Annotated in this window: 20 protein-coding genes, 1 tRNA gene and 2 pseudogenes; 18 read left to right on the top strand and 5 right to left on the bottom strand. The window is 72.2% G+C overall.

The genetic code is table 11. The features are described from left to right. Window positions 1–74 precede the first annotated feature (74 nt). From IF43_RS0103450 to IF43_RS38895, 3 genes and pseudogenes are all read left to right on the top strand, one after another. Entirely contained in the window at window positions 75–290 is a 216-nt protein-coding gene (locus IF43_RS0103450) for a type II toxin-antitoxin system VapB family antitoxin (protein WP_030193554.1), read from the top strand. Continuing rightward, window positions 287–709: a PIN domain nuclease gene (locus IF43_RS0103445; protein ID WP_030193552.1), complete on the top strand. Its 423-nt coding sequence runs from the start codon at window positions 287–289 to the stop codon at window positions 707–709. Before IF43_RS0103450 ends, IF43_RS0103445 begins: the two co-directional genes overlap by 4 nt. 236 nt (window positions 710–945) lie before the next feature. Next, a pseudogene (locus IF43_RS38895) lies at window positions 946–1,198 on the top strand (ArsR/SmtB family transcription factor); the annotation flags it as partial. A 106-nt stretch (window positions 1,199–1,304) separates the two neighbouring features. On the opposite strand, the gene IF43_RS0103435 reads toward IF43_RS38895, so the two are convergent. After that, window positions 1,305–2,102 carry a VOC family protein gene (locus IF43_RS0103435; protein WP_030193551.1) on the bottom strand — a complete coding sequence of 266 codons (798 nt, stop codon included), beginning with the start codon at window positions 2,100–2,102 and terminating at the stop codon, window positions 1,305–1,307. 121 nt (window positions 2,103–2,223) lie between these two features. Between IF43_RS0103435 and IF43_RS0103430 the strand changes: the two are divergent. Both IF43_RS0103430 and opcA read left to right on the top strand, forming a co-directional pair. Then, window positions 2,224–2,805, top strand: a pseudogene (locus IF43_RS0103430) (HhH-GPD-type base excision DNA repair protein); the annotation flags it as partial. Window positions 2,806–3,001: 196 nt separating this feature from the next. Further along, window positions 3,002–3,925, top strand: coding sequence for a glucose-6-phosphate dehydrogenase assembly protein OpcA (gene opcA, locus IF43_RS0103425; protein WP_030193548.1), 924 nt, complete (start codon window positions 3,002–3,004; stop codon window positions 3,923–3,925). A gap of 12 nt (window positions 3,926–3,937) precedes the next feature. Here the strand turns inward: opcA and IF43_RS0103420 are convergent, their stop codons facing one another. Further along, the gene (locus tag IF43_RS0103420; RefSeq protein WP_030193546.1) at window positions 3,938–5,569 is read right to left on the bottom strand and encodes a helicase HerA-like domain-containing protein; all 1,632 of its coding nucleotides are present in this window, start codon (window positions 5,567–5,569) and stop codon (window positions 3,938–3,940) included. 88 nt (window positions 5,570–5,657) lie between these two features. Between IF43_RS0103420 and IF43_RS0103415 the strand changes: the two genes are divergently transcribed. Continuing rightward, a complete protein-coding gene (locus IF43_RS0103415) occupies window positions 5,658–5,954 on the top strand; it encodes a type II toxin-antitoxin system VapB family antitoxin (protein WP_003955420.1) in 297 nt (98 codons plus the stop codon). Between the two features lie 104 nt (window positions 5,955–6,058). After that, the gene (locus IF43_RS0103410) at window positions 6,059–6,697 is read left to right on the top strand and encodes a LytR C-terminal domain-containing protein (protein WP_037887244.1); all 639 of its coding nucleotides are present in this window, start codon (window positions 6,059–6,061) and stop codon (window positions 6,695–6,697) included. A 4-nt stretch (window positions 6,698–6,701) separates the two neighbouring features. Here the strand turns inward: IF43_RS0103410 and upp are convergent, their stop codons facing one another. Further along, window positions 6,702–7,337: a uracil phosphoribosyltransferase gene (gene upp, locus IF43_RS0103405; protein WP_030193540.1), complete on the bottom strand. Its 636-nt coding sequence runs from the start codon at window positions 7,335–7,337 to the stop codon at window positions 6,702–6,704. Window positions 7,338–7,477: 140 nt separating this feature from the next. On the opposite strand from upp, the gene IF43_RS0103400 reads away from it, so the two are divergent. The 9 genes from IF43_RS0103400 to IF43_RS42010 all read left to right on the top strand — a co-directional run bounded on the left by IF43_RS0103400 (window position 7,478) and on the right by IF43_RS42010 (window position 13,752). Further along, complete coding sequence (locus IF43_RS0103400; protein WP_030193539.1) at window positions 7,478–7,681, top strand: hypothetical protein; 204 nt, start codon at window positions 7,478–7,480, stop codon at window positions 7,679–7,681. 436 nt (window positions 7,682–8,117) lie between these two features. Then, window positions 8,118–8,669: a hypothetical protein gene (locus tag IF43_RS0103395; protein WP_030193538.1), complete on the top strand. Its 552-nt coding sequence runs from the start codon at window positions 8,118–8,120 to the stop codon at window positions 8,667–8,669. A gap of 80 nt (window positions 8,670–8,749) precedes the next feature. Next, window positions 8,750–9,178: a tRNA adenosine(34) deaminase TadA gene (gene tadA / locus IF43_RS0103390; protein ID WP_030193537.1), complete on the top strand. Its 429-nt coding sequence runs from the start codon at window positions 8,750–8,752 to the stop codon at window positions 9,176–9,178. A gap of 115 nt (window positions 9,179–9,293) precedes the next feature. Continuing rightward, window positions 9,294–9,378, top strand: a tRNA-Ser gene (locus IF43_RS0103385). A 79-nt stretch (window positions 9,379–9,457) separates the two neighbouring features. Then, window positions 9,458–9,742: a hypothetical protein gene (locus IF43_RS0103380; protein ID WP_030193536.1), complete on the top strand. Its 285-nt coding sequence runs from the start codon at window positions 9,458–9,460 to the stop codon at window positions 9,740–9,742. Window positions 9,743–10,216: 474 nt separating this feature from the next. After that, window positions 10,217–10,378 (top strand): hypothetical protein, encoded by a 162-nt coding sequence (locus IF43_RS42015; RefSeq protein WP_199922668.1) that lies wholly within the window; start codon window positions 10,217–10,219, stop codon window positions 10,376–10,378. A 209-nt stretch (window positions 10,379–10,587) separates the two neighbouring features. Next, window positions 10,588–11,445: an RNA polymerase sigma factor SigF gene (locus tag IF43_RS0103370; RefSeq protein ID WP_078909889.1), complete on the top strand. Its 858-nt coding sequence runs from the start codon at window positions 10,588–10,590 to the stop codon at window positions 11,443–11,445. Between the two features lie 220 nt (window positions 11,446–11,665). Continuing rightward, window positions 11,666–12,505 (top strand): RNA polymerase sigma factor SigF, encoded by an 840-nt coding sequence (locus IF43_RS0103365; protein ID WP_030193534.1) that lies wholly within the window; start codon window positions 11,666–11,668, stop codon window positions 12,503–12,505. 254 nt (window positions 12,506–12,759) lie between these two features. Further along, window positions 12,760–13,752: a hypothetical protein gene (locus IF43_RS42010; RefSeq protein ID WP_051794603.1), complete on the top strand. Its 993-nt coding sequence runs from the start codon at window positions 12,760–12,762 to the stop codon at window positions 13,750–13,752. Window positions 13,753–13,789: 37 nt separating this feature from the next. Here the strand turns inward: IF43_RS42010 and IF43_RS0103355 are convergent, their stop codons facing one another. Then, a complete protein-coding gene (locus tag IF43_RS0103355; RefSeq protein ID WP_030193532.1) occupies window positions 13,790–13,987 on the bottom strand; it encodes a hypothetical protein in 198 nt (65 codons plus the stop codon). Window positions 13,988–14,141: 154 nt separating this feature from the next. Between IF43_RS0103355 and IF43_RS0103350 the strand changes: the two genes are divergently transcribed. Together IF43_RS0103350 and IF43_RS0103345 are read left to right on the top strand one after the other, a co-directional pair. Beyond that, entirely contained in the window at window positions 14,142–14,561 is a 420-nt protein-coding gene (locus IF43_RS0103350; protein WP_030193531.1) for a MarR family winged helix-turn-helix transcriptional regulator, read from the top strand. 85 nt (window positions 14,562–14,646) lie between these two features. Further along, window positions 14,647–16,251, top strand: coding sequence for an MDR family MFS transporter (locus IF43_RS0103345; RefSeq protein ID WP_030193530.1), 1,605 nt, complete (start codon window positions 14,647–14,649; stop codon window positions 16,249–16,251). A 42-nt stretch (window positions 16,252–16,293) separates the two neighbouring features. Here IF43_RS0103345 and IF43_RS0103340 read toward each other — a convergent pair whose 3' ends face one another. After that, window positions 16,294–16,896, bottom strand: coding sequence for a TetR/AcrR family transcriptional regulator (locus tag IF43_RS0103340; RefSeq protein WP_030193529.1), 603 nt, complete (start codon window positions 16,894–16,896; stop codon window positions 16,294–16,296). Between the last annotated feature and the right edge of the window lie 32 nt (window positions 16,897–16,928).

Genomic DNA, 16,928 nt, shown 5'->3' with positions numbered 1-16,928 from the left:
CCCGTACATCCCATGAGACCGATGAACCATGGGAGGTATACTTATCTCCATAGTTGATATACGGGAGGCGTACAATGAGTCGGACGGTGATCGACCTCGATGACGAGCTGGTAGCAGACGTAGCCAAGGCTCTGGGGACCAGCACCAAGAAGGAGACCGTCAACACGGCCTTGCGCGAGGTGCTGGAGAACAGGCGGCGCGCGCTGGCTTTGACCCGCCTGCGTGCAGCCGCCGCCGAGGACGCGTTTGACCTGACACTCTTCGAGGACAAGCGGAACTACCGACGGTGAACGCCGCTCTCTACCTGATCGACACCAGCGCCCTCGCCCGGTTCATGCGGGGCGACGCCGAGCAGTACGGCTGGGACCAGGCGGCAGCCGCCGGCCTCATCGCCACGTGCCCCGTCACGGAGCTGGAGTTCTTCTACAGCGCCCGATCGGCCGCCGACCGGGCGCGCGGCATCGAGGACGTCCGTCTGATCTTCGGCTGGGTTCCGGTCGACGACCGCGCCTACGACCGGGCCTGGCAGGTCCAGGAGGCCCTCACCAAACAGGGCAAGCACCGCAGCGCCGGTGCAGTGGATCTCGTCGTCGCCGCGACTGCCGAGTTGCAGGGACTCACTCTCCTGCACTGCGACCACGACTTCGAGTGCATCGCCGCAGTAACCGGCCAGCCCCTCCAGTGGTACGGCCCCGAGGGGCGTAAGTAGCCGAGTGCTGGTTGCAGTTCTGGCGGCATTCACCCCAGCCCGGAGCCGTCCGTCAGGTACGTGCTCGGCAGCGCCCTGCGGTCGGTCCACGATGCCGTCGGCTCGGCAAAACCGGGACGGTGCATCCTGATGCGCGGCCACGACCCACGTCCAGCTGAACGCCCCCTGGTAGCGGCCGCGGGCGTGGGCCGGCGCCAGGTTCGCGGTCACCGCGGCGCCGATGCCCGCCACGACCACCTCGCCCGACCGGTGCCGCCGAAGCGGTGGCAGCGGTCCTCGGCCGTTCCCGGACCCTGCTCCTGACCGAGCTGGACACCCCGGCCTCGACCACCGAACTCGCCCGCGTCTCGGGCCTGTCGGCGGCCGGCGTGTCGCACACCTGACGCCTGCACGACGCCGGCCTGGTGACCGCCCACCGCAGCGGCCCGCTCGGTGCTGTACGCCCGCACGGCGGTCGCCGACGCGCTCCTGACCCCGACCGGCGGCTGACCCGGCAGCGCGGGCCGGCGCGGTGGTCCCCCCGCGTCAAGCGCCGAGGGGGACCCGCACACCGTCCCAGGCCCCGCCCGCCGCGCCCCGTCCCAGACCCCGCCCGCTACGCGTCCGACATGTTCGGCATCTCGCCCTCGGTGGTCGTCATGTCGATCACCGAGAAGTTCGCGCCCTGCGGGTCGGTCAGGGCCGCGAAGCGGCCGAAGGGGCTGCCCATCGGGCCGAACTGGAGCGTCGCCCCGCGGTCCGTGGCCCGCTTGACCGCCGCGTCGCAGTCGTCCACCGCGAAGTAGACGCACACGTACGACGGGACCTGCGGCGGGAAGTCGTCGCCCATCTGCATCCGCCCCAGCACCGGCATCTCGCCGCCGAGGTCGAACACCTTGTAGTCCATCCCGGGGTCGTCGATCTTCTTCGCGTTGTACGGGAAGACGGCGCGCAGGAAGTCGTCGGTCCGGCCGGGCTCGCGGCTGAAGAACTCGGCCCAGGCGAAGGAGCCGGGCTCGCCGGACTTCTCGAAGCCCTTGTGGTCACCGCTCTGCCAGGCGCCGAAGACCGCCCCGCCCGGCTCCGTGGCGAGCATCATCGAGCCGAACGTACCGACCTGCATCGGCTCCATCAGGAGCGTGCCGTCGGCCGCCTTGACCTTCTCCGCGGTCGCGTTCACGTCGCGCGAGGAGAGGTAGAGGCACCACGCCGAGTGGCCCTCGGAGCCGGGCATGGGCGGGACGATCGCCGCGACGGCCTTGCCGTCCGAATAGGCCTGCGTGTAGTTGCCGTACTCGCTCGCGCTCTCGCCGAACGTCCAGCCGAGGACGTCCCCGTAGAAGCTCTTGGCACCCTCCAGGTCGGCGAACATGGCGTCCGCCCAGCACGGCGCGCCTTCCGGGAAATCAGTCATTGCTCTGGCTCCGTCTCGTCCGATCGCGATCACCGAATGCGGCAATTCGTCCCGGTCCATCACGCTAGCCACCCCGAGTCGCGCCCGCGCGGTGGAACGCGGAAGCACCGACCATGGAGACATGGACATCCAGATCCACCTGGCCCAGCAGCCCGAGGCCGACGCCCTGCTCGGCCGCAGCCCGCTGGCCGCCCTGACCGGCATGCTGCTCGACCAGCAGGTGCCGATGGAGTGGGCGTTCTCGGGTCCGTACACGATCGCCACCCGGATGGGCGCGGACGACCTCGACGCGCACGCGATCGCCGCGTACGACCCGGAGTCGTTCGCCGCGCTGCTGTCGGAGAAGCCGGCCGTGCACCGCTACCCCGGGTCGATGGCGCAGCGGATCCAGCAGTTGTGCCAGTTCCTGGTGGAGCACTACGACGGGGACGCCGCCGCCCTCTGGGAGAGCGCCGGCAGCGGCACGGAGCTGCTGGCCCGGCTCAGGGAGCTGCCCGGCTTCGGCGAGCAGAAGGCGAAGATCTTCCTGGCCCTGCTCGGCAAGCAGTACGGGGTGCGGCCGAGCGGGTGGCGGGAGGCCGCGGGGACGTACGGCGAGGACGGCTGCTACCGCTCGGCGGCCGACATCACCGGCCCCGAGTCACTGGCCCAGGTACGGCTCCACAAGCAGGAGATGAAGGCGGCGGCCAAGGCCGCGAAGGCCGGCACGGCCGCCGCCGCACGGGCGGCGAAGTCCGGCGCGGCCGTCACGGCCGGGCAGACCTCCGCGCCCCGCACCGGCCGGGCCGCCACCGGGTACGGGGCCGCCAAGGCCGCCCAGCCGGCCAGGCCCGCCCCGGCCTCCGCCGAGACCACCAAGCGCACCTCCTGACCACGGAAGGACTGCGAGACTCGCGACCATGAAGACCGAACTCACCGACACCACCTCCAGCAAGGTCAACGCCGCACTGCTCGAGGCGCGCCGTGCCATCGGGAGCCCGACCCTGGGCATGGTCCTCACCCTCCTCATCGTCACGGACGAGGAGAACGCGTACGACGCGGTCCGTGCGGCCTCCGAGGCCTCGCACGAACACCCGTGCCGGATCATCGCCGTCATCAAGCGCACGGCCCGGGCCCACCACCTGCAGCGCCAGACCCGGCTCGACGCCGAGCTGCGCGTCGGCTCGGACGCCGGCAGCGGCGAGATCGTGCTGCTGCGGCTGCACGGCGAGCTCACCCGGCACACCGGCTCCGTCGTCCTGCCGCTGCTGCTGCCGGACGCCCCCGTGGTGGCCTGGTGGCCCGCGGACGCCCCCGCCGACGTGGCCCGCGACCCCCTGGGCGCGCTGGCCCAGCGGCGGATCACCGACGCGTACGCCAACCCCGACCAGCTCGGCGCGCTGGAGGATCGGGCCTCCTCTTACGCGCCCGGCGACACCGACCTGGCCTGGACCCGGCTCACGCTGTGGCGCTCGCTCCTGGCGGCCGCCCTGGACCAGCAGCGGCAGCCGGTGACCGGGGCCGCGGTGGAGAGCGAGGCGGAGAACCCGAGCGCCGAGCTGCTGGCCCGCTGGCTGTCGGGGCGGCTCCAGGTGCCGGTGGAGCGGGTGGTCACCGAAGGGCCGGTGATCACGCGGGTTCGGCTGCGGACCGGGGCCGGCGACATCTCGGTGGACCGGCCCCAGGGCGCCCTGGCCGTCCTCGGGGTGCCGGGCCAGCCCGACCGCAAGGTCGCCCTGAAGATCCGTTCCACGGCGGAGCTGATCTCGGAGGAGCTGCGGCACCTGGACGCCGACGAGGTCTACGGGGCCGCGCTGCGCCGGAACCTCTCCGAGCCCGAGTAGCGCCGGACCCCGTCACCGCCGCCGGCGGGCCGTCCCGAAGATCGAGCGGGAGATCTCCCGGCCGAGCTGCGTCCCGACCGACCGGGCCAGCGACGTGAAGATCCCGCTGCGCACCACCTGCTCGACCACCGACGGCGGCTCCTCGGGCGTGCTCCGCGCGGCCGGCCCCGCCCGCTTCCCGGCGCGCGCCGCCTCTTTCCCGGCGCGCGCCGCCTGCTTCTCCGCCTCCGCGGCCTGCGCCGCCGCCAGGGCCGCCGCCTCGGCCGCCGCCTGTTCGGCGCTGATCTTCTCGTACGCCGACTCGCGGTCCACGGCCTCGGCGTACCGCGCGTACGACGGGGAGCCCTTGACCGCCCGGTCCAGGGCCGCGGGGTCGACGGGCCCCATCAGGGACCGCGGCGCGCCCAGCCGGGTGGCCGCCACCGGCGTCGGGGCGCCCTTCTCGCTGAGCACGGTGACCACGGCCTCGCCGGTGCCGAGCCCGGTGAGCACCTCCTCCAGGTCGTACGCGGAGACGGGGAAGGTCCGGACGGTGGCCCTGAGCGCCTTGGCGTCGTCGGGGGTGAAGGCGCGCAGGGCGTGCTGCACCCGGTTGCCGAGCTGCGCGAGCACGTCCCCCGGGACGTCCTTGGGGGTCTGGGTGACGAAGAAGATCCCGACGCCCTTGGAGCGGATGAGCCGCACCGTCTGGACGATCGACTGCAGGAACGCCTTGGACGCGCCGTCGAAGAGGAGGTGCGCCTCGTCGAAGAAGAAGACCAGCTTCGGCCTGTCGACGTCGCCGACCTCCGGCAGGTCGTGGAACAGGTCCGCCAGCAGCCACATCAGGAAGGTGGAGAAGAGCTGCGGCCGGTCCTGCACGGCCGGCAGCTCCAGTACGGAGACCAGGCCCCGCCCGTCGGGCGCGGTCCGCAGCAGCTCGCCGGTGTCGAACTCGGGCTCCCCGAAGAACTCGGCCGCCCCCTCCTGCTCGAAGGCGGTCAGGGCCCGCAGGATGACGCCGGCGGTCACCGTCGACAGGCCGCCGATGCCCTTGAGCTCCGCCTTCCCCCGGTCGGAGACGAGGAAGGCCACCACGGCCCGCAGGTCCTTGAGGTCGACCAGCTCCAGGCCCTTGGCGTCGGCGTAGTGGAAGACCAGCCCGAGGGACTGCTCCTGCGTCTGGTTCAACTGGAGGACCTTCGAGAGCAGCACCGGGCCGAAGCTCGTCACGCTCGCCCTGACGGGGATACCGGACCCGACGCCGCCCAGCGCGTAGAACTCGGCGGGGCACCCCGCCGGCCGCCATTCCTGGCCCACCTCGGCGGCCCGCGCCGCGATCCGGTCGTTCGGGGCACCGGGCGCCGAGACGCCCGAGACGTCGCCCTTGATGTCGGCGAGGAAGACCGGTACGCCCTGGGCGGACAACTGCTCGGCGATCAGCTGGAGGGTCTTGGTCTTGCCGGTACCGGTCGCGCCCGCGACCAGACCGTGCCGGTTGAGCATCGCGAGGGGGATGCGGATCCGGTGCTCCGGGAGGCAGGAACCGCCCCAGAGCAGGGCGCCGAGCTCGAGCGCGGGCCCGTCGAACGCGTAACCGGCGGCGATCTCCGCAGCCGGGCCCGCACCGCCCGAGGGGGTGCTTTCCGGGGTGCTGTCCGACATAGATCACTCCCTAATTGGCGGCATTTGCCACTTTCGCACCGCCGTCCCGAGGCTGCGCCCGCGGGCACCGGCCCGGTAGGCTTTCCGTGTGATCTTCAAGCGCATCGGAAACGGGCGGCCGTACCCCGACCACGGCCGGGAAAGCACCCGGCAGTGGGCGGACGTCGCGCCGCGCCCGGTCCGCCTCGACCAGCTCGTCACCACCAAGGGCCAGCTGGACCTCGAGACGCTCCTCGCCGAGGACTCGACGTTCTACGGCGACCTCTTCGCGCACGTCGTGAAGTGGCAGGGCGATCTCTATCTGGAGGACGGGCTGCACCGAGCGGTGCGCGCGGCCCTCCAGCAGCGCCAGGTGCTGCACGCCCGCGTGCTCGAACTGGGCTGAGTTCCCGCCGCCCGAAAGGCGCGGGTTGCGCCTTTCGGGTCTCCCGTGGGCTATTCATAGATCATTTAGTAGGCATCGTCACCAGGTCGCACTACGCTGCGCCCATGAGCATGCTCACTCCCCCTGGCATGGGCGGAAAGTACCGCGTCACGGGTACCGCTTACCCCCGCATGCGCCGCCCCCGACGCCGCCGGGTCGTGCTCGCGATCCTCGGTTCGATCGTGGCCCTCGGCCTGCTCGGATACGGGACCCTGCAGCTCATCGACGTGTTCCGGGGCGGCGACAAGAAGACCGCCGCGGGCCACGGCAAGGACTGCACCGGCACGACCCGGGCCCGTACGGCGGCCGCCTCCGCGGCACCGGCCGTCGCGCTGCCGAAACCGGCCCAGATCACGGTCAACGTCTACAACGCCACCCCGCGCAGCGGTCTGGCCAAGTCGGTCGGCGACGAACTCCGCAAACGCGGCTTCAAGGTCGGCAAGGTCGGCAACGCCCCCGCCACCTTCGACAAGAAGGTCGCCGGCACCGGGATACTGCTCGGCTCGCCCAAGACCGACAAGGCGGCCTACTCCGTGCTCGGCGCCCAGCTGACGGGTGCCACACAGCAGAACGACGCCCGCGCGACCGCGGACGTCGACCTGATCCTGGGCACGGCCTTCAAGGAGCTCAGCAAGAAGGAGGACGCGGACAAGGTGCTGGCCGCACTGGCCCACCCCGCTCCCGCGCCCTCCTCGAAGTGCTGAGGCGCTACTCGGCCGCGCCGTACATGCGGTCGCCGGCGTCACCCAGGCCCGGCACGATGTAGCCGTGCTCGTTGAGGCGCTCGTCGATCGACGCCGTCACGACCGTCACCGGCTGGCCGGCCAGGTCGCGCTCCATGACCTCGATGCCCTCCGGAGCGGCCAGCAGCACGACGGCCGTGACGTCGTCCGCCCCGCGCTTGATCAGCTCCTGGATCGCCGCGACGAGCGTGCCGCCGGTGGCCAGCATCGGGTCCACCACGTACACCTGGCGGCCGGAGAGGTCCTCGGGCATCCGGGTCGCGTACGTGGAGGCCTCCAGGGTCTCCTCGTTGCGGACCATGCCCATGAAGCCGACCTCGGCGGTCGGCAGCAGCCGCACCATGCCGTCGAGCATGCCCAGGCCCGCCCGCAGGATCGGTACGACCAGCGGACGCGGGTACGACATCTTCACGCCCGTGGTCGGGGCGACCGGGGTCTCGATGTCGGCCTGCTCGGTGCGCACGTCCCGCGTGGCCTCGTACGCGAGGAGGGTGACCAGTTCGTCGGCGAGCCGCCGGAAGGTCGGGGAGTCGGTGCGCTTGTCGCGCAGCGTGGTGAGTTTGTGCGCCACCAGCGGGTGGTCGACGACGTGGATCCGCATGGACCCAACAGTAACCGGGCCGGGCCCTGCCGAGTGCTGTCCGGCACTGGCGTCAAAGGGCCTGTCCGGGGGAAGGTGGGAGCGGGGGGTCTCCCTCGCGACGCGACGGAGGACGACGGAACCAGCCCGGGGTGGTGCCGATGCCCGACCAGAAGCAGAGGGAAGCGACGGACCGGACGGACGCGGGTCCCGAGGAGACGGCGGCTCAGCGCAGACAGCGGCGCGCCCAGTTTCTCCGCGAGCTCCACGAGGCCCGCGAGCTGCGCGACCGCGTCCAGCCGCGGCGGGCCCGCGCGGCCCGGATGCGCCAGCAGATGCGCATGCGTACGTTCCGCTGGTTCTAGGACACGACCGTGGGCTCCCGGACCCGACGACGGCGACGTCCCCCGGCACCGGGGACCGCGCGCCGCGCCCCGTGGCGTGCGCCGGGCCGTCCGGATCCGCCCCGCCGATCCGCCGGCGATCCCCTTGCCGACCCCCTTGTCGACCTCCTTGCCGGTCCCCCCGCCGATCCCGCCGTGGCGGGCCGCGGAAAGGATTTCGCACGGTGTTCGGAGCCGCTCGCCGGGCCCCCGGACCGGGCCCCACCTGCCCTGACCCGGCCGAAGACCGGCGCGGCGCCACGCGGCGCAAGCACGGAAGACCTCTCGCAACGCCGCCGTTTCTGCCACGATGCCGATTGGGCGGGGCACGGAACGGCATGACGGCCGTTCCACCTCGCCCGACCTCCGGCCGGGGGGACCCCCAACCGGCACGCCTATGACCAGTGGGAGAGTCACGGTGTACTTCGCCGCACTGCTCGCGCGCACCGAAGACGGGTGGGAAGCGAGCGACACGGATCTCGACGACGTCGAGACGCTGTCCGATCTGACTGAACTGGCCCGTGAAGCCTCGGCCGACGACGAGGAGACCGTCCTCGTCTTCATCGAGCAGGAGGACTCCTGGTTCGCCCTCGTCCGCCTCGACGGCGAGGACGACCCCCGCATCTACGTGTCGGACGCGGCCGCCGCGGCCCGGAGTTCGTACGGGGAGATCCTGCTGACCGACGAACTGCTCGGCCGCGACCCGGGTTCCGACGACGACCTCGACGACTTCACCGACCTCGACGGCACGGAGGACGGCGAGCCCGCGGCCGCCGCCGGGTTCGACGAGGACGGGGACGAGGGCGGGGAGACCTCCGAGGAGGCCGTCCCGGCCGGGCCGATCGGGGACCTGCACATCCTCGCCGACCTCGGCATGTCCCAGAAGGAGCTGCTCTCCCTGACCGAGGACGCCCTCGCCGAGATCGCGGACGCGCTGGGCGCCTCCGAGGTACTGGAGACCGTCCGCTAGTGAGCACCGAGGAACGGCCCGGTCCGCCGCGGACCGGAACGGCGCAGGCCGATCCGGTCCGCGACCCCTGGCACGGCGCGATGCGCCGGGCGATGGACGAGGCCGTGGCGGCGGCGCGGGCCGGCGACGTGCCGGTCGGTGCCGTCCTCCTCGCGCCCGACGGCTCCGTCCTGGCGACGGGGCACAACGAGCGCGAGGCGACGGCCGACCCGACCGCGCACGCCGAGGTCCTGGCGCTCCGGCGGGGGGCCGCGGAGCTCGGCGAGTGGCGGCTGCCCGGGTGCACCCTCGTGGTGACCCTGGAGCCGTGCGTGATGTGCGCCGGGGCGATCGTCCAGTCCCGGGTGGCGCGCGTGGTCTACGGGGCGGTGGACGAGAAGGCGGGCGCGGCCGGCTCGCTGTGGGACCTCGTCCGCGACCGGCGGCTCAACCACCGGCCCGAGGTGATCGCCGGAGTGCTCGGGGACGAGTGCTCGGCCCAGCTGACGGCCTTCTTCCGCGACCGCTGACGGCCCTTCGAGGGCCTGCGCGGACGGTCGCCCGGGCGGCCGCGGGACCACCGTGAGGAGGGCCACTCGGGGCGGATTTGCAAACCACTCCCCACCGTGGGCTAGGATCTCTCTCGGTGGTGTGTCCGAGTGGCCGAAGGAGCTCGCCTCGAAAGCGAGTATGGGGCAACCCATCGGGGGTTCAAATCCCTCCACCACCGCTCTGGAACGAGAGCCCCGGTTCGGAAGAATCGGGGCTCTCGTGCGTTTCCGTTGCCGGGGCACCCGCGTTGACACGGTATGACCAAGACCCAGCGCCTGCTCGCCGCCGTCGCCCTCGCCGGTGCGGCCGCCGGCCTCGCCGCCCCCGCCGCCTCCGCCGCGCCGCTGCCCCTCCTGCCGGACCTGCCGACCGCGGCCGCGACCCCGGACATGCCGGCGGCCGCCCAGCCCTCGGTCCAGGAGATCGGCGGACACCTGAACGAGCTGAACCAGCTCAACCAGGCGATGCAGGTCATGGACGGGGCCCAGCAGGTACTGGCGCCCGCCGAGCCGGTCCTGGGACTGCTCGGCGCCGTCGGATAGCGCCGCACCGCCCCGCCCCCTCCACAAGCCCCCCACGGCCCTCCACGCGCCCTCCACGCCCTCCGCACGCGCCTGCACGTGCCCGCGACGCCGCCGCGGTGCACGAGGGCGCCGTACGCACGACGAGGCCCCGACCGCAGGGGTCGGGGCCTCGTCCGCACGCGAAGGACGGGGGAAGCGGCGCCGGGGGGACGGGCCGCTTCCCCCGACATGGACGGAACCTGCAAGTCCGGGCCGCGGTCAGGGGGAAGCGCGCGGCCCGGACCCCGCAGTGAGGCCCTGTCCCACACCCACCGGTTTCCTGCCAGAACCGGTGGGCTCGTCAACCATCCTGCTCCGGTCACTCCCGCGGGTGCAGCGTCGAAGGACCCGGATCCCCGGGTCGTTGGTCCCTAAAGGTCTGGTCAGGGCATCCGCCCGACCCGATAGACTCACGCGACTTCGCAGGGCGCGGCAGGGGAGGCCGATTCGACCGTGGACACGAAGAAGGTCATTTCGGGGGCCCTGCTCATTTTTGTCCTGTACACGATCATCACCCAGCCGACCAAGTCTGCCGACATCGTCCTGATCGGCTTCCAGGGGATCTCGGACGCCGCCCACGGAATCGGTGAGTTCATGACAGAACTGGTGCGCTGACCCCGTACGCCGAAGCGGTTCGCCGGACATCCGGCCCCCCATCCGACGGGTGGGGGGCCGGATGCGTTCCGGCACCCCCGACCCGAACGCCCGCGCTGTCCAACTTGCCCTCAACACGGCGATATACGGTGCTTGCACACAGTGCGCATCTCTTGTGATGCTATGACCGCTTTTGATCGTTGAGTGGACAATGAAGGGGTGGCGTGACCGTGTCGGCCAGTACTGCGCCTCAGGTGCCGCCCCAGCAGGAGCCCCAGGTGCCACCCCAGCAGGACGAGCCCCCGCCGCGGGAGCGCACCCAGAGCCGGGGGGCGGACACCCGGGCCCTCACCCAGGTGCTCTTCGGCGAGCTGAAGAGGCTCACACCCGGCACCTCCGAGCACAACCGGGTGCGCGGCGCCCTGATCGAGGCGAACCTCCCCCTCGTCCGGTACGCGGCGGCCCGCTTCCGCAGCCGCAACGAGCCCATGGAGGACGTGGTCCAGGTCGGCACGATCGGGCTGATCAACGCGATCGACCGGTTCGACCCGGACCGCGGGGTGCAGTTCCCGACCTTCGCGATGCCGACCGTGGTGGGCGAGATCAAGCGGTACTTCCGCGACAACGTCCGCACCGTCCACGTGCCGCGCCGGCTGCACGAGCTGTGGGTCCAGGTCAACGCGGCCACCGAGGACCTCACCACGGCCCACGGGCGCACTCCCACCACCCCCGAGATCGCCGAGCGGCTGCGGATCAGCGAGGAGGAGGTGCTGTCCTGCATCGAGGCCGGCCGCTCGTACCACGCGACCTCGCTGGAGGCCGCCCAGGAGGGTGACGGGCTGCCCGGGCTGCTCGACCGCCTCGGGTACGAGGACCCCGCCCTGGTCGGCGTGGAGCACCGCGACCTCGTCCGACACCTGCTCGTCCAACTGCCGGAGCGCGAGCAGCGCATCCTGCTGCTGCGCTACTACAACAACCTGACACAGAGCCAGATCAGCGCCGAGCTGGGCGTATCACAGATGCACGTGTCCCGGCTGCTCGCCCGGAGCTTCGCTCGACTGAGATCCGCAAACCGTATCGAGGCGTAACTCGAACGGGTGGAGATCCACTAGCACGTTTCCCGACAGAACCGGGCCATACCCCCTTGTTGCTGGGCAGATATGTCGACTTGGCGCTACAGCGCGTTGCCGACATGTGACATTCTGCGGAAACGGCGTTTGCCGCGGCCCCGCCTCCGGTATTCAGGTGGAGGCTGCGTTCCTCGACGGGCGCGCCGACCGCGACCGTCCGCGACCTCAAGGGGGTGGCATGTCCGCAGAACAGGGCAGCTCCAAGGTGCTTACGCTTGTGAAGAGCGAGGCTCCTGCAGTGCTCGACCGCTCGGAAGCCATCGACACCCGCACCCTCTCCCGCTCCCTGTTCACGAGGCTGGCCGCCCTCGACGCGGACAGCCCCGAGAGGGCGTACGTCCGGGACACCCTGATCGAACTGAACCTGCCGCTCGTGCGGTACGCGGCGGCCCGCTTCCGCAGCCGCAACGAGCCCATGGAGGACATCGTCCAGGTCGGCACGATCGGGCTGATCAAGGCCATCGACCGGTTCGACTGCGAACGGGGCGTCGAGTTCCCGACGTTCGCGATGCCGACCGTCGTCGGCGAGATCAAGCGGTTCTTCCGCGACACCTCGTGGTCCGTCCGCGTCCCGCGTCGGCTCCAGGAGCTGCGACTGGCGCTGACCAAGGCCAGCGACGAGCTTGCCCAGAAGCTCGACCGCTCGCCGACGGTCACCGAACTGGCCGCGGCGCTCGGCGTGTCGGAGGAGGAGGTCGTCGACGGCCTCGCCGTGGGCAACGCGTACACCGCCTCCTCGCTCGACTCGCCCTCGCCCGAGGACGACGGCGGCGAGGGCTCCCTGGCAGACCGTCTCGGGTACGAGGACACGGCGCTCGAGGGCGTCGAGTACCGCGAGTCCCTGAAGCCGCTCCTGGCGAAACTCCCGCCCCGCGAGCGCCAGATCATCATGCTGCGCTTCTTCGCCAACATGACCCAGTCTCAGATCGGCGAGGAGGTCGGCATCTCGCAGATGCACGTCTCCCGTCTCCTGACCCGCACCTTGGCCCAACTCCGCCAGGGCCTCATCTCGGACTGACCACCCACCCAGTGCCCCGCCCACCAGGCGGGGCACACCCCTCACGCCCACCCTCTGAGGCGCGGGGTCTGGGGCGGAGCCCCAGGAGGGCCGGCGCGCAGCGCCCGGCCCGGGACCGGGGCGGAGCCCCGGGGAGCGGCGTCCGTGGTCGCAAGCCACGGTTGCGGGAAGGGGCGGGGAGGGGAAGAACCCCACAACCCCGCCAAGCCGCACGCGGGGTTCACAATTGACGGTACGTCAGCAACACTGGCGCGATGCCGAACCCCGGACCCCACGGCCTCCGCACCGCCGCCCTCACCCTCCCGACGGCCCTCCTGTGCGCCGTCCTCGCGGGCTGCGGATCCGACACCCGGCCGGGCTACGTGGCCGTGGCCGGCGCCACGGAGCGGGTGACCCCGGCGGCACCGGAGGGCGGCGTGGAGTACCAACCCCTCCCGGGCCGGAACACCGCCACGGCGAAGGTCGCGGCCACCACCTCCCCCACCCCCACGCCGGCCGGCAGCACGGGCACCTCGACGCCCGGCACGACGACCGGCGGCAGCGCCGGCGGCACGTCGGCCTCAGGCGGCACCGGCACCTCGGGCGCGGGCGGCAGCACGTCCGGCACCTCGGGCAGCACCGGCACCACCACCGGCACGACCACCACGGGCGGCTCGACCGGCTCGACCGGCTCGGGCGGCTCCGGAACGTCCGGAGGAACGAGCGGCACGGGCGGCTCGACGGCATCCGGCGGCACCACCGGAAGCGCAAGCGGATCCGGCGGAACGGGCGGCACCGACGGCGGAGCCGGCGCCACCGGAGGAACGGGCGGCACCGGAGGAACCGGCGGCACCAACAGCACCGGCGGCACCGGCGGCACCGGCGGCACGACCGGATCGAGCACGTCCGGCACAGGCGGCCCAGGCGGCACGGTCGGCACCGGCGACCCCGGCGGAACCACCCCCGCCCACCTCACCCTCGGCACCCCCCACCGCTCCGCCACCGACGACCGCTGGTGCGAACACGTGGCCATCGGCTTCCGCAACACCGGCGGCATGCCGGCCCGCTCCGGCACGGTCACCTTCGCCACGCACGTCATCGGCGCGCTCGGCATCGACTGGGCGACCCTCACCTCGGCGCAGCCGCTGCCCGCACCGATCGCCGGGGGAACGCTGAAACGGCACACCTACCTGGTGTGCGTGGAAGCCTGGCGGGTCCCCCTGGGCATGCACATCGAGACCCAGGAGGTCACCGCGACCTGGAAGTGAGCGGGCGCGGAGCCCGCCGCGCAGCGGGAGCCGCAGATCAGGAGAGCGCGAGCCAGGCCACCCCGGCGAGCACCGCGACGACCGCGATCACGCCGAGGATCAGGCCCACCCGCGGGCCGGACTGGGTCGCGGCCGCGGCGGGGCGCTGCGGCTCCTCGTCGACGAACGCGCGGAACATCTGCGTGCTGCCCGACGGGTCGTAGTTGCTGTCGGGGCCCTGAGCGTTGTGTGACATGGGCAAGGACCCTAGCGAACCGCCCCGCCCGCCCCCAAGCCCCGCCCCGGACAACCTTTCCCATCCCTTTACCGGATCCCCACCCCCTTTAATTTGCCTGTAGCAACCAATCGCTTCTATGGTTGCCGCAAGCAACAAGATGGGGGGACTCGTCATGGCCACCAGCCTCCGCTACGAGGAGCTCGCCCGGCAGCTGTCGGCCGTCGGCGCGGTCAAACGCGGCCTCGCCCGCACCCTCCCCCACGACTGCCCGCCCGGCTCCGCCGCCGTCCTGACCGTGCTCGACCGGCACGGCGAGATGCGGATGAGCCGCCTGTCCGACCTCCTCGGTGTCGACATGTCGGTGACCAGCCGCCACGTTGCCCACGCGGCGTCCCAGGGGTGGCTCGACCGGCTGCCCGACCCCGGCGACGGCCGCTGCCGGATCCTCCGCCTGACCCCGATCGGCCGGGAGCTGCTGACCGACCTCTCGGCACGCGCCTCGGCCGCGCTCGAGAAGGCCCTGGCCGACTGGTCCGACGCCGAGGTCGACGTACTGAACACCCTGCTGGCCCGCCTGCGGTCGAGCTTCTGACGCCCGGCCCCCCGGACCCCCCGCCTACCAGGCCCCCAGCCCCCCAACACCCGAACACCCGAACCCCCGAAACGGAGACCCACACATGGCGACGACCACGCCCCCGGACGTGCAGGGAGGCCGGTCCGACACCACCGCCCCCGCGATGACCCACGCACAGATCATGAAGGCGCTGTCCGGGCTCATGCTCGGCATGTTCGTGGCGATCCTGTCCTCGACGATCGTCTCCAACGCCCTCCCCGAGATCATCAGCGACCTCGGCGGCACCCAGTCCTCCTACACCTGGGTGGTCACCGCCGCCCTCCTGTCGATGACGGCCGCCACCCCCCTGTGGGGCAAGCTCTCCGACCTCTTCAGCAAGAAGCTGCTGGTCCAGATATCCCTGGTGATCTACGTCCTGGGCTCGGTCGTCGCCGGGCTCTCGCAGAACACCGGCATGCTCATCGCCTGCCGCGTGGTGCAGGGCATCGGCGTCGGCGGTCTGTCCGCGCTGGCCCAGATCGTGATGGCCGCGATGATCTCCCCGCGCGAGCGCGGCCGCTACAGCGGCTACCTGGGTGCCGTGTTCGCCGTGGCGACGGTCGGCGGCCCGCTGCTCGGCGGCGTCATCACCGACACCGACTGGCTGGGCTGGCGCTGGTGCTTCTACGTGGGCGTGCCGTTCGCCGTCATCGCACTGATCGTGCTGCAGAAGACCCTCCGGCTGCCCGTCGTGCGCCGCGAGGTGAAGGTCGACTGGGCCGGCGCGTTCTTCGTCTCCGCCGCCGTCTCGGTGCTGCTGATCTGGGTGACCCAGGCGGGCAGCTCGTTCGACTGGCTGTCCTGGCAGACCGCCGCCATGACCGGCGGCGCGGTCGCGCTCGGCGCGCTCTTCCTGCTGGTGGAGTCCCGCGCCAGCGAGCCGATCATCCCGCTGCGGCTCTTCCGCAACCCGACCATCTCCCTGGCCTCGGCCGCCTCGCTCTTCGTGGGCGTCGCGATGTTCGCGGGCACGGTGTTCTTCAGCCAGTTCTTCCAGCTGGCCCGCGGCGAGTCCCCGACCATGTCCGGCGTCCTGACCATCCCCATGATCGGCGGCCTGTTCGTCTCCTCCACCGTCTCCGGCCAGGTCATCACCAAGACCGGGCGCTGGAAGGCGTGGCTGGTCTCCGGCGGTGTGCTGCTGACGGCCGGCATGGGCCTGCTGAGCACCATGCGGTACGACACCCCGTACGGCCGGATCGCCGTCTACATGGCCCTGATGGGGCTCGGCCTCGGCATGATGATGCAGAACCTCGTGCTCGCCACCCAGAACCAGGTGGCGCCCGAGGACCTGGGCGCGGCCAGCTCGGTCGTCACGTTCTTCCGCTCGCTCGGCGGCGCCGTGGGCGTCTCCGCACTGGGCGCCGTGATGGCCAACCGGGTCACGCACTACGTCAAGGACGGCCTGGCCGAGCTCGGCCCCAAGGCGGCGGCCCTCGGCCACGGCGGCACGGGCGGCGGCGGGATCCCCGACCTGGACAAGCTGCCCGCGCCGTTCCGGACGATCATCGAGAGCGCGTACGGGCACGGCGTCGCCGACGTCTTCCTGTACGCCGCCCCCGCCGCCCTGGTCGGCCTGCTGCTCTGCGTGTTCATCAAGGAAGTGCCACTGAAGTCCAAGCCGGCGGCCCACGCCCCGGCGGCCGAGTCCGAGGCCGCAGCCGCGTGACCCGGGCCGCAGCCGCGTGACCCTGCCCTCCCGTCCCCGGTGTCAGGGCACCGCGGGCGCCGCGTGCGCCTCGATGCCCGCCACCAGGACGTCGAGGGCGAAGTGGAAGTCGCCCTCGGGGGCCTGACGGGCCGTGCCGCAGCCGTGCAGGAACCGGGAGACCGCCAGGTGCGCCCCGGTCCGCGCGGGTGCGGTCAGGCCGGTGGCCGCCAGCACCCGCATGAGGGCGGAGTCGAAGGCCCGCGCGTGCGGACCGATGTTGGGGTACTCGGCCGACAGCGCCGGCAGCCACGGGTGGGCGGCCAGCAGCCGGCGGTGGCCGCAGGCCAGCGCCCGCAGCCGGTCGGACCAGTGGCCGGCGTTCTCCGGGGGCAGCGGGAACTCGCCGAGGGCCGCGTCCAGCGCGAGTTCCAGCAGGTCGTCCTTGGTGTCGACGTACCAGTAGAGGGACATGGCGGTGACCCCCAGCCGACCGGCCAGGCGCCGCATCGAGAACCCCGCCAGGCCTTCCGTGTCGAGCAGCCGGACGGCGGCCGTCGTGATCCGCTCGCGGTCCAGTCCGGCGGGCAGCTCGCTGCGCCGCCTGCTCGGGGCGGCTGGCTTGGACGCCAGCCAGACGCTGGTGCGGTCGGCCGCGGTCCCCATGAGGCACCCTCCGTCTCCGGCAGGCAGGGCCC

Origin of the sequence: Streptomyces sp. NRRL S-87 (genome assembly GCF_000719335.1) — a bacterium.
Lineage (GTDB): Bacteria > Actinomycetota > Actinomycetes > Streptomycetales > Streptomycetaceae > Streptomyces.
The sequence above is the reverse complement of the archived record's forward strand: the minus strand, read 5'-3'. Positions and strand labels throughout refer to the sequence as shown.